Source organism: Bacillus sp. S/N-304-OC-R1 (genome assembly GCF_019749375.1).
In the GTDB taxonomy this organism is placed as follows: Bacteria; Bacillota; Bacilli; order Bacillales; family Cytobacillaceae; genus Cytobacillus.
Map to the genome: position 1 here is coordinate 152362 of NZ_JACWFE010000004.1, position 11909 is coordinate 164270.

10 protein-coding genes and 1 other annotated feature are annotated in these 11909 nt (G+C 36.3%); of the genes, 6 read left to right on the top strand and 4 right to left on the bottom strand.

What is annotated here, in order from left to right; genetic code table 11:
* Nucleotides 1–9: 9 nt before the first annotated feature.
* Together H0173_RS05855 and H0173_RS05860 are read left to right on the top strand one after the other, a co-directional pair.
* Nucleotides 10–1467: a CoA-acylating methylmalonate-semialdehyde dehydrogenase gene (locus H0173_RS05855; RefSeq protein WP_221845416.1), complete on the top strand. Its 1458-nt coding sequence runs from the start codon at nucleotides 10–12 to the stop codon at nucleotides 1465–1467.
* A gap of 230 nt (nucleotides 1468–1697) precedes the next feature.
* The gene (locus H0173_RS05860) at nucleotides 1698–2303 is read left to right on the top strand and encodes a YdcF family protein (RefSeq protein WP_221845417.1); all 606 of its coding nucleotides are present in this window, start codon (nucleotides 1698–1700) and stop codon (nucleotides 2301–2303) included.
* 152 nt (nucleotides 2304–2455) lie between these two features.
* Here the strand turns inward: H0173_RS05860 and H0173_RS05865 are convergent, their stop codons facing one another.
* Nucleotides 2456–2647, bottom strand: a complete 192-nt coding sequence (locus H0173_RS05865; RefSeq protein ID WP_221845418.1) for a hypothetical protein — start codon at nucleotides 2645–2647, stop codon at nucleotides 2456–2458.
* A gap of 59 nt (nucleotides 2648–2706) precedes the next feature.
* Complete coding sequence (gene brnQ / locus H0173_RS05870) at nucleotides 2707–4041, bottom strand: branched-chain amino acid transport system II carrier protein (RefSeq protein WP_221845419.1); 1335 nt, start codon at nucleotides 4039–4041, stop codon at nucleotides 2707–2709.
* A 50-nt stretch (nucleotides 4042–4091) separates the two neighbouring features.
* Nucleotides 4092–4341 (bottom strand) — a binding site (T-box leader).
* 338 nt (nucleotides 4342–4679) lie between these two features.
* Between brnQ and H0173_RS05875 the strand changes: the two genes are divergently transcribed.
* Both H0173_RS05875 and H0173_RS05880 read left to right on the top strand, forming a co-directional pair.
* Nucleotides 4680–6311: a stalk domain-containing protein gene (locus tag H0173_RS05875; protein WP_221845420.1), complete on the top strand. Its 1632-nt coding sequence runs from the start codon at nucleotides 4680–4682 to the stop codon at nucleotides 6309–6311.
* Nucleotides 6312–6333: 22 nt separating this feature from the next.
* On the top strand, nucleotides 6334–7197 hold the full coding sequence (locus H0173_RS05880; RefSeq protein WP_221845421.1) for a gamma-glutamylcyclotransferase family protein: 864 nt from the start codon (nucleotides 6334–6336) through the stop codon (nucleotides 7195–7197).
* A 148-nt stretch (nucleotides 7198–7345) separates the two neighbouring features.
* On the opposite strand, the gene H0173_RS05885 is transcribed toward H0173_RS05880, so the two are convergent.
* Nucleotides 7346–8545 carry a copper amine oxidase N-terminal domain-containing protein gene (locus tag H0173_RS05885; protein WP_221845422.1) on the bottom strand — a complete coding sequence of 400 codons (1200 nt, stop codon included), beginning with the start codon at nucleotides 8543–8545 and terminating at the stop codon, nucleotides 7346–7348.
* 372 nt (nucleotides 8546–8917) lie between these two features.
* On the opposite strand from H0173_RS05885, the gene H0173_RS05890 reads away from it, so the two are divergent.
* Together H0173_RS05890 and H0173_RS05895 are read left to right on the top strand one after the other, a co-directional pair.
* On the top strand, nucleotides 8918–10012 hold the full coding sequence (locus H0173_RS05890) for a YhgE/Pip domain-containing protein (protein WP_221845423.1): 1095 nt from the start codon (nucleotides 8918–8920) through the stop codon (nucleotides 10010–10012).
* A 123-nt stretch (nucleotides 10013–10135) separates the two neighbouring features.
* Entirely contained in the window at nucleotides 10136–10684 is a 549-nt protein-coding gene (locus H0173_RS05895) for a PadR family transcriptional regulator (RefSeq protein WP_221845424.1), read from the top strand.
* A gap of 162 nt (nucleotides 10685–10846) precedes the next feature.
* On the opposite strand, the gene H0173_RS05900 is transcribed toward H0173_RS05895, so the two are convergent.
* Nucleotides 10847–11617: a S1C family serine protease gene (locus H0173_RS05900; protein ID WP_221845425.1), complete on the bottom strand. Its 771-nt coding sequence runs from the start codon at nucleotides 11615–11617 to the stop codon at nucleotides 10847–10849.
* Nucleotides 11618–11909 lie beyond the last annotated feature (292 nt).

Consider the following 11909-nt stretch of genomic DNA (forward strand, 5'->3'; position numbering starts at 1 on the left):
GGAAAGAGGATGACTGCGATTACAACAGAAGTCATTAAGAATTTTATTAACGGAGTTTGGGTGGAAGCGAAGACAGAGCATTATCAATCAGTTCCTAACCCTGCTACAGGAGAAGAGCTGGCAAAGGTCCCGATTTCATCGCAAGAAGATGTTCAAGATGCAGTGAAAGCGGCTAAAGAAGCTTTTCAAACATGGAGCAAAACACCAGTACCAAGGAGAGCACGAGTTTTATTCAAATATCAGCAATTGCTAGTCGATCATTGGGATGAGCTTGCTAAGCTTGTCACGCTTGAAAATGGAAAAAGCTTCAAAGAAGCACAAGGAGAAGTACAGCGAGGAATCGAGTGTGTAGAGTTTGCGGCAGGTGCACCTTCCTTAATGATGGGAAGACAGCTGCCAGATATTGCAACCAATATGGAATCAGGCATGTATCGCTATCCAGTAGGAGTTGTTGGTGGAATTACCCCATTTAACTTTCCAATGATGGTGCCATGCTGGATGTTCCCGCTTGCCATTGCATGCGGAAATACATTTATCTTAAAGCCATCAGAGAGAACACCGCTTCTAGCAAATCGCTTAGCTGAGCTTTTTCAAGAAGCTGGTCTGCCTGATGGTGTATTAAATATCGTTCACGGTGCCCATGATGTCGTGAATGGTCTTCTTAGCCATGAAGATGTTCCTGCTATTTCATTCGTTGGCTCTCAGCCTGTTGCAGAATATGTGTATAAAACGGCTGCAGGGAATGGCAAACGTGTTCAAGCGCTAGCCGGTGCCAAAAACCACTCTATCGTCATGCCAAGTGCTGATTTAGACATTGCAGTGAAAGAAATCATTGGTGCAGCCTATGGGTCTGCCGGTGAAAGATGTATGGCCTGCTCTGTTGTTGTTGCAGTTGATGAGGTGGCAGAACCATTAATTGAAAAGTTAAAAGAAGCTGCAGATGAAATTAAAATGGGGAACGGCTTAGAGGATGAAGTATTCCTTGGTCCCGTCATTCGCCAAGAGCATAGGGAGCGGACAATTGGCTATATTGAAAGTGGTGTCAAAGAGGGAGCCGCACTGGTTAGAGATGGCCGTTTGGACATGGACCAGCATGAAAATGGCTATTTCATCGGTCCGACCATCTTTGATAATGTAAACTCATCCATGAAAATTTGGAAGGATGAAATCTTTGCTCCGGTACTCTCGATTGTTAGAGTGAAAAGCTTAGAAGAAGCGGTTGCCCTAACAAACAAGTCTGACTTTGGCAACGGTGCCTGCTTATACACGCAAGACGGCAGTGATGTCCGCTATTTCAGAGAAAATATTGAAGTCGGCATGCTAGGAGTTAACATCGGTGTTCCAGCACCAATGGCATTCTTCCCATTCTCCGGCTGGAAAAATTCCTTCTATGGGGATCTGCATGCAAACGGAACAGACGGGGTTGAATTTTACACGAGGCGGAAAATGTTAACGGCTCGGTGGTAGAAAGTTACAAAAGGCTGTCTTTTTGGATTGAAATATCCAAATAAGGCAGCCTTTTGGCTTTTATAAAGAAATTAAATAATATTATTAAAAGCTAGTGTTTGCAATGCGATGATAAAACAATTTACAATCCACTTTTGCCATGGTTTATGCATTCATTTGTTTAGAATATAATGAATATAAATAGTATTTCTTAAAAGCCTGGTTGCCCAAAATGAAAAAGGGGGTGCCAAATGTATATATCTGAATTAGACGATGTAAAACTTTCTGATGATCAAATGACAAGGCTTTTGTTCTCAAACATTGAAGATGATCAAAAAAATGGTGATTGTATATTTGTAGCCGGCAGCAGCAAGGCCATACAATACCGTTTACCAAAAGCAGTAGAATTATATAATCAAGGAAGAGCCAGCAAAATATTGTTTTCTGGTGGAGTAAAGTGGGAGGGGAATGCATTTTCAGAAGCCGTTGAACTGAAAAACGCAGCAATCGCATTAGGTGTTCCTGAAAAAGATATATTAATCGAAGATCAATCCGTACACACACTAGAAAATGTTCTAGCTTCCATGCTAGTCCTTGATAGAGAATTCAAATTATATAAAATGGAAAGGATTTTAGTCGTCACGTCCGCTTATCATATGAGAAGATTACATCTCACTTTAAAAACTTATATGCCTTCCTGGATTAATTTTACGTTATGTCCCGCTGATGATAATAGAATCAGGGAGGATAACTGGTTCCAAAATAACCTCGGGAGACAAATTGTTCAGATGGAGTCATCAAAACTGATTAAATATGTGAAACATGGTGCTTTGTGTGATATGGAAATAGAGATGTGAATACTCGTCAAATAAAAAATTTCCCTTTATTTCTTAGAAGAAAAGCTAGTTGTTAACACAGCACTTTATTTGCAAGTAACTTGTATTTGGTACCTGCCCAGATTTTAGAGCAGGTACCCTTTTTTGCTTAGATTAAACATTAAACCGGATTATTATTCATCAACGTACGTATTCAATACATATTCTAAGGCATTATGAGCTTGTCCGAAGGCTGTTGAAGGAGCAAAGTCTTTTGCTGTCTTCACATGGGCCATTGAATGCTTGGCCTGGATTAAGGAGGTAATGGCATCTTCGATCATTGACCCTTTGTCTCCATATTTCTCCTTTGTCTCCTGTAGCTGCACCTGTCCATATCTCTTAGCCCAGACATCCTAACGTTTTTGAAGTTACAGTAAATAGGATTTTATGAACCTTCTATCTCTACAGTTTTTGAAGATTCCACTTTCTTTTCAAACTCGCTTAGGAGTATCCCAATTCCAGCACCAACGAATGCCGGCAAGACCCAATCTAATCCAACTGAAGCGAATGGAAGGAAGTTTCTTACAGTTTCAATATGACCTAAATCCAGACCAAATGTTTTTAATCCTCCAATAACAGCAAAAATTCCTGTAAATAACATTGTGCTTCCGTATACTTTTTTTGAATTTTTAAAGAAACGATTAAAGAAGGTGAGGGCAATCAGCACGATCGTTAATGGATAAGCTGTTACAAGGAAAGGCACAGAAAATTTAAGTATTTGATTTAAGCCAAGATTTGAAAGTGTAAATCCAATTAGGGTTACAGCTAACACGATAGATTGATAGCTTGCCTTCGCCATGAGATTGGAAAAGTATTGTCCGCATGCAGTTGTTAATCCAACAACCGTTGTAAAGCAGGCGAGAGTAAATATTAATCCTAGAAAAGCCTTTCCGTTAGAACCTAATAATAGGGTAGAAGCCGCTGTTAAAAGATCTGTACCTGTTTCATAGGAAGAGGTTCCTGACATTTTTCCCCCGATTAATCCGATGCTTACATATACTAATGAAAGTAATACACCCGCGACTACTCCCGCTTTCAAAGTAAAGCCAGTTAATTGTTTTCGATCGGTTATTCCTTTTTTCTTAATAGAGTTTAAAATAACGATTCCAAATGCCAATGCAGCAAGTGCATCCATTGTATTATAGCCTTCAATAAAACCTTTCGAGAAAGCGCCAGACTGGTAATCTGCAGTTGGTGCACTTAGTGGCGCATCTAATTTCATAAATCCGATTGTACATAGAACAACCATTGACAAAAGTAAAACAGGCGTGATGAAGCGGCCCATATATTTTTCCATTTTAGAAGGGTTTAAACTGACTACATAAACTAAAGCGAAGAATACTCCAGAAAATACAAGCAAGGAAACGGAATCGCTCCAATTTTCGAGTAAAAATGGCTTTACACCCATCTCATACGCAACATTGGCGTTTCTAGGAATGGCAAGAAAAGGTCCAATTGATAAGTAGACAACCACCATGAAAATCGTACTGAATACAGGATGTACACGATTCCCGATAGTTGTAGCTCCATCTTTTACAAGAGATACGGCAAAAAGGACAGCAAACGGAAGACCAACAGCTGTTAAAATAAATCCTCCCATGGCAAACCAAAAAGCAGTACCAGATTGAGATCCTAAAACTGGTGGGAAAATCAGGTTTCCGGCACCAAAAAACATTGAAAACAACATAAGCCCAATAAATAATGTGTCTAACTTTTTCATTTAACTCTCTCCTTTTAATTTTATATTAAAATAAAAAAACTCGTCCCTATAGAAGGGACGAGTTTGTGCTCGCGATACCACCCTAATTCCGTAAAGATCATCAAAAAAAATACGGCTCTTAAGTCAACGTACAATCATACGTGATCCATGGTAACGGCGGAAACCCGTCAAAGCTTACTAAATTTCAGCTTTGCATCTCGGAGATGATTTTCAGTTAAGTTCTGTACATCGGCTCTCACCCAATACCGATTCTCTGTAGAACAGGGAGCTTATCTTACTCTTTCTCGTCACTGATTTGTATATTAACGATAATTTACCAAATGAAAAATAATATGTCAATATAATTTTATTATTAATTTGATTTCGAAATATCAAATTAACAGATATTTTTCAAACTATATATTTGCCAAAAGTGAAATATGATAGCCTTGTCCTTTGATAGGTGTACTAAATAATAAAGGGATTGTATATATCAAAACCAGTCCCCAAATGCTTCTTAAAAAATCCCTGTCAATTCATAAAAATTTCCAGCACTATTAAAATATTATGATTTAGTTAATAAAGTTGGAAATATGATAATATAGGATAAATTATTTAATTTGGATAATAAAGGCTTTTTGGAAAGGAGCTTTAAAGTAATGCCTAAAATCAGATTTATTTTCTCGTTCATCGTTGCAGGAATCTTTCTTTTTTCGTCTGGAACTACGAAAGCAATGGGTAATCCAATAGTTATTCAAGGTTTTGAGGAACCATATTTTATTTCACATAAAGGAAAAGAAACGTTAGCTGAAGGAAAACTAATCTCATATAATGGGAAATCATATATTTCTATATTAGATGTTTCAAAGCTTTTAGGTTTAACAATAGATGATAGCGATGAAAATATTTATTTTTCTGGTGATCCAGTGATAACTCTAACTGGAAATGCAAATGCTTTACCGAAAGAATCAATTGAAACCATACATCCATTGCAAGTTAACCCACTCATTAATGCAAATGCAGGATTCGTTATTGATAATAGGAATCCTGGCACCCCTGTTTTTTCAAAAAATGCTCATAAAAAATTGTTCCCTGCCAGCACGACAAAAATTATGACGATGCTGCTTGCACTTGAAAACGGGAATTTAAATGAAGTAGTAACGATTGGTTCAAGTGTTTCAAAGATACCTTTCGATAGCTCGAAAGCAGGAATAAAACAGGGAGATCAAATGACGCTTGAACAGCTTCTTTATGCGTTAATACTACCTTCAGGGAATGATGCTGCGGTAGCTGTTGCAGAACATATTGGAGGTTCAGAAGATCAATTTGTTAAAATGATGAATAAACGGGCAAAAGAGCTTGGGGCAATGAATACTTCATATACTAATTCACACGGATATCATCATCCTAATTTATACACAACAGCTTCTGATCTTGCTCTCATTGTAAGGGAAGCATCTGCAAATCAAGCATATAAAAAGATTGCCGGTACTCCAGTTTACACAGCATATTATAAAGATAAGAATGGAAAGACAATGACAAAGACATGGAAAAATACGAATAAACATATCCAGGCAGCGAATCCATTCTATTTAGATTCCATAAAGGCTGGAAAGACAGGTTACACAGGTGAAGCGCGTTATAATCTTGTAACCACAGCAGCAATTGGCAGCAATAATTATACTATTGTCCTGCTACGAGGTGAAAAAGATCACGGCTATAAAGATACGATAAACTTAGTTAAAGCTATAAAAGCGAAACAGCCTATAAAGACTGAAACGAGAACAACGTTGAATATCATGCCATTTACTAAAAATTTATATATTAATGGTAAAGAAAATAACAAGAATTCCGATATGTTTATCAAAGATGATCAAATGTACATATCAACTGATTTAATGAAGGAATTTTCATCTAAAATATCAAATGTTCAAGTAAGTACAACCGCAACACTGAAAGCGAGTTTTAATCAAGAGCTTTTACCATTAGTCCAGGATCAACCGATTATTCAGAATAATAGAATGCTAGTACCGATAAAATCATTTTTTGAGAAGGCGGGATTAACACTTCATTGGGATCAGAAAAACAAGATAATCCAGGCAAGTTCATCTGATACATCCATTGTAATGACCATTTATTCAAAGAGTGCAACTGTGAATGGAAAAAATATTGAATTAGAGGTTCCACCAACGATCCTAAATGGCCGTACTCTTGTTCCGCTTCGATTTATCTCAGAGTCTACTGGATCTATGGTCGATTGGGGGAGAGGACGTACTTTAGTTCTAAACTAATTTAAGAAAAGAGAGTGGTTTAATGGAACAGAAATATTTAGTTTTTGTATATGGAACCTTGAGGGCGAACGAGAGGAACCATGAATTATTAAGGGGATCAACGTGCATTGCACAACAAGCATGGACTGCAGGCATAATGTTCGATACAGGAAAAAATTACCCAGCATTAATTAGAAATAGTGAAGGTCGCGTTTATGGTGAACTTTATGAAATAACCTGGCAGCAGTTGGCAAACTTAGATAATTTGGAAGGATATAATGGCGAAGGTCAAAACAACCTATATGATCGTGCTATTCAAAAAATTTATACTGACCACGGTGACTATGAAGCATACGTTTATATTATGGATACGATAGATCCGGACAGTAATGAAATTAGCTCTGGTGACTGGAAAGTGTATCGTTATCTCAATGAAGAAACACTTTATTATTATGCATATGGAAGCTGTATGGACGATGCCCGTTTTAAAATAGCTAATGTCAGTCATTATTTTCAAAACCTAATTGGCCGAGGAATGTTAGAAGGTTATTCATTAGGCTTCACTTATAAAGCACATGACGGAGGCCGCGCTGATATTGTAGAGGGGCAAGGCGTTGTCGAAGGTAAGGTTTATCAAGTTCCTTCTGAAGCTATTCCGTATTTATACGCTCGAGAGGGTGTGAAAACAAGCTGCTATCGACCGGCAATTGTTGAAATAAAGATGGAGAATGAAAGAGTTATAGAAGCATTAACGTTTATTGTCGTAAATAAACAATCAGAGCTGCCGCCTCCAGCCCACTATTTAGAAGAAATCATTCGGGGTGGAACGGGTTTATTTAGTGATGAATATATGGAAAATCTTAAAGGGAGATTTCCTGAAATTATTGAGGAATTTTCAAAACAGTAAAGAGAAACCTATAATTTCTATTTTTGGATTGGATTCAAAGTCCATCCCCCACTTATAGTCTTTCAACATATTAGTGTGATTTTTTCAAGCATAAGTGCAAGTCCCTCAGTATCCTAATTTACTGAGGGACTTGCATTTTTATTCGAAACTAGTTTGACCCACGATAATAAGTAAGTTTTTTATATTCATCCTTACTATCAAATGGACTGATGTAATAAAAATACAACTCGTTCTCATCACTTGATGCAAAAGAGAATCTCAGTTCATCACCGCGATAGGGAATATCGTTGGTTTTCGCATATTCTAAATCCTTGCCAGTTAACAATTTTTCGTATAGTTCCACAACAGAATTATTTTTAAAGTCAATTAGTGTCAAGAATCCAGTCCGATTCGGGCGTACAATCAAATAATCATTAGAAGCCCCTAAAACAGCAAAGTTTTCATCTTTGCCTGTCAATTCAGGGAGATTATATTCTTTCACTTTCTCGCCATTTTTATTGTATACCGATACGATTTTTCCATCTGTAAGTAAACTGTTAGTCACATACAAATTTGTTTTTGGATCAAGGAAATAATAATTAGTCTTATTACGTTCATAGCGCTGGAAGTAGCTAGCTTTCTTCTGGTCTATGATTTTATTACTGTGAATTAGAAAATTATATGCATCAAATCCGATATGGGGTTCTCCAAAATTGTCCAAGACCGTAATAACGAAATTATTTCTATCCGTTTCACCAAACTCAAATGATAGACTTCCTTTAAAATCACTATTAATAGTTCCAGCAAGTGTCGGTGCTTGTTCAAATGGATATGCAAAGTAGAACTCCCCAGTCTTTCGGTTTAGCCATGTCGTCGAATTGACACCAAAAGATTGAATATAAACATCCCCATTTTGTGTAATGCTCACTGTCCTAGAAGTGTTATCCCAATCGACAGTGGCCCCAGTAGACTCCGAAAGAAATCGTAATGGAATATAAATGCGGCTATTCACATTTTGAAGCGGTGCTGTTAATTTCACCGTTTTCCCATTGATTTTTGCATTCATCGAACCGTACGTTAGCTGAACGGTTAGTTTCGGATATGTCATAGTTACTGTTCTATTGGAAGAATTCCAGAAAACAACTGTGCCAAGCAGTTCCCCAATATCTCGTAATGGCAAATAAACAGTGCCTTTATTAATAAAAGGGAGATCTTTGGTCTGAAATTTATCTCCATTTATCTTGATTGTGATTGGGTTATTTTTGGCTGGTGCTGCTGCTTTTGTGCTAGGAAGAGGGCAGGCTAAGGAGAGGCCAAAAGAAAGTGTAACTATGGAAATAAATTTAGCTAACCTTGATCTGGGAATCATGTATGTATCCTCCTGATTTTAATAAGTTGAGTGAAATATATTATTGATAATGAAAAAACTTTATTTCATGGTATCACATTATGAAAAATAATATAACTTCCAATTTACTTGCTTTTACCAAATTCGTATTTGTGTGAAATGGTTCGGAATGGATAAACAGGGAAAAGGGGAACGACTAGGAGATAGATTATTAGAAGTAATAACACTATAAGTTTTAAATATGATCCAAATAAAGAAATTGACAAGAAGCGAGAAGCCCAGTAATATTATACTTTGAAAAAAGTACTCTAATCAGAGTAAATAATACGTAAGGGTGATGAAATGAGCTTCAAAAAGTTTCTAAAAAATAAAGGAGTCACCGGGGCTATATTTATGGCTATTTTCTATCAAGTTATTATGATAGGATTATTTATTCCCGGCTATAGCGCTGTTCCTAAAAATATAGACAAACTGCATATATCAATTGTTAATGAAGATAATCAATATGGAAAAACAATCGCGGAACAATTAAAGGAACAACTTCCTTTTAAGACAATCGATTTAGGACAATCATTAAAGGATAGTAAAGAAGAGTTAAATAATAGAGAAGTACAATTAATCATTCATATTCCGAATGATTTTTCATCGAACTTGCAAAGCGGAAAAACCCCTCCAACTATTAATTATTATTTAAATGAATCTAACCCTGCTTTAATAACAAGCACAGTGAAGATGGTTGTATCTGAAATTGATTCAAAGCTTAGCGAAGAATTCTCATTCAATAAAGCAAAAGGTATACTAGCAAATCTTAATGTTCCGGAAAAACAGGCCGATCAATTAGCAAAATCTATTGGCAATAGCTTAAATGCCAACTTAATTTCAATTAATAAAATGCCAAATGGAATGCACAATCAGATGGCACCGATGTTCATGACTATGGTGTCTTATATTGGAGCGATGATTGCTTCTATGATGCTAGTAGGCGCCTTTAAAGCGGAGAGTCAAACGTTCGGAAAATGGAAAACGTTTGGCAACTTGCAACTAAAGTCTGCATTAATGGCACTGATTGCTCCAATAATAGGGATTGCTATTCTTTATCTCGTTCATGGATATGGAGGAGAAACCTTTATTCAGTTATGGATGCACCATTCGTTAGAGATGTTTGTTGCCCTTCAGTTTACAATGATTTTTACGTTCTTATTTGGGCAATCGGGAATGCTAGTGAACCTGCCATTGTTATTAACCCAAACAATCGCTGGCGGTGCCGTCATGAATCGAGATATGATGTACGGATTTTTTAAAGTCATCAGCTATATTTCACCAATGTATTATAGTATTCAAGGTGACTTTACGGTTCTTTTCGGAGGAGGCCAATTAGCAAATTATGAAGTGCACTTGGCTTTAATCGGTTTAGTTGCTTTTGCAATAAACATGTTTGTAGCAGTCCGCTCCCCAAAAAATAAGAAGATGACAAATGCAGTAGCTTAAACGACATCGAATCAACTGCTCCTGTGACTCTATTCGTTAAAATGAAATGTATAGCCAGCTTGTTTTTTGATATGATAAAGGGAGCTGGCTATACGAGTAGATTTTTAGAAGGGAGAACTCAAATTGTCAATTTCTTTGTATATACTGGGATCTCTGGTTAATGGAAATAGTCATCCATACAAGATGAAGAGAGAATTCCTCGACTTAGTACCAGGTGTGAAAATTAGTGAAGGAAAATTCTATTATAATTTAGAATCTTTAGTTAAAAAAGGATATATAGAAGCTGTTGAATCCGTTCATATAGAGAACCGTCCGAATAAAACGATATATTCTATCACAAATGAGGGGAAGGAACATCTGGAACAGGAGATTTACAACAGTTTTAAAAAAAGCACTACAATAAAAGAATTGTATGTAGCCATCTATCTTATGAAATTTATCGATCCGATAAAAGCATCTGTGTTTTTGGAAGAGTCGATTCAGCGCGAAAAGAAGAGATGGAATCAATATAAAGAGGCAGCACAGAATATTGAAGAATTCAATAAACATCACGAGGTACTCGATGAAAAAACAAAGCAATCCGTCAGATTTATTACTGAATATGCTTTCAGTCAATCTGATTTAAATATACAATGGATGGAGAAACTACTGAAACTACTAAAACATTATTAATTGCTTTAGGGTTTTTCTAGAATAATATGAGCCATTCAATGGACTAATATAGGATTTAGTCTATTTAATGGCTCATATTGTATTTTATTATTCTTAATTAAATATAGGTGCGAGTCCCTCGGTACGGTAATACTTTAGTTTACTGGGGGACTGGCACCTTTTTTAATATCCTTCAGGTAATCTCTCCAGCACCTTCTCTATCGGAACAGCAAGACCTGTTTGATCCTGCACAGAAATGGCAAACACAACTCCAATAACATGGCCTTCGCCGTTAATGACGGGACTTCCGCTGTTTCCTTTATAAATAGGTGCTGATAGCAAAAGAAGTCCATTCTTATCTGATCCCTGGAGTATTTCTCCATCCATAGCAATTTGATTATGTAAAAGGGGGTTGCCAATCACATAAATTCCATCAGAAACAGACCATTGATTTGGCTGACTTAAGGATAGCACAGGCAGGTTTTCTGCTTTAATATCTAAGAAAGCAAGATCGTTATCGGGATCAGCTTGTAAAATGGTTGCTTGAAAAATGTCTCCGTTCGGAAATGTAACCGTAATGGGATACATGTTATTAACAACATGATAATTCGTAATGATTAACCCATTTTTAGATATATTAAATCCTGTACCTTTGGAATTCTGGTCTTGTACCGTAACCACAGCTTCTTTATATTTGATAATTTCCTCCTGTTTTGAAAGCTCAGCAGATTTCTTTAAAAAATTTATAGAAGAAATATTAAAAAGCTGAGGCCAGATTTGAAGCATGCTGACTAATAACGCAATCGCTACACCAACTGATATGATTCTTTTTACAATTAAATGACGCCTTTTCTGCTTTTCTCTTAACCACTCATCCTCTTCATTTGGCAAGAAATCCTCTAATGGTGGTTCTTCGTAGTGATCTTCGATTTCGTCATTATCATATTGATTCATCTCGAAAACCCTTTCATTTAGTATTATTGGAATTTATTTAGGAGCCATAGAGACTAATTAAATCTACTATACAATCAGTAAAACTATTTTGCTAATAAAAGAATAGGCTTGGATAGTATTAGATGTTAGATGTTTTTTGAATAAACAATAAAGTAAGTGAAGAATAAATGAACACACAAAAAATATGATGAAAATTTCAGAATGAATTTGGGATTAACAAAACCTTTCCACAAAAGAAACCTAACCGTTTTATACGAATGGATTTAATATTTTGGAATGTTTATATTGTGAC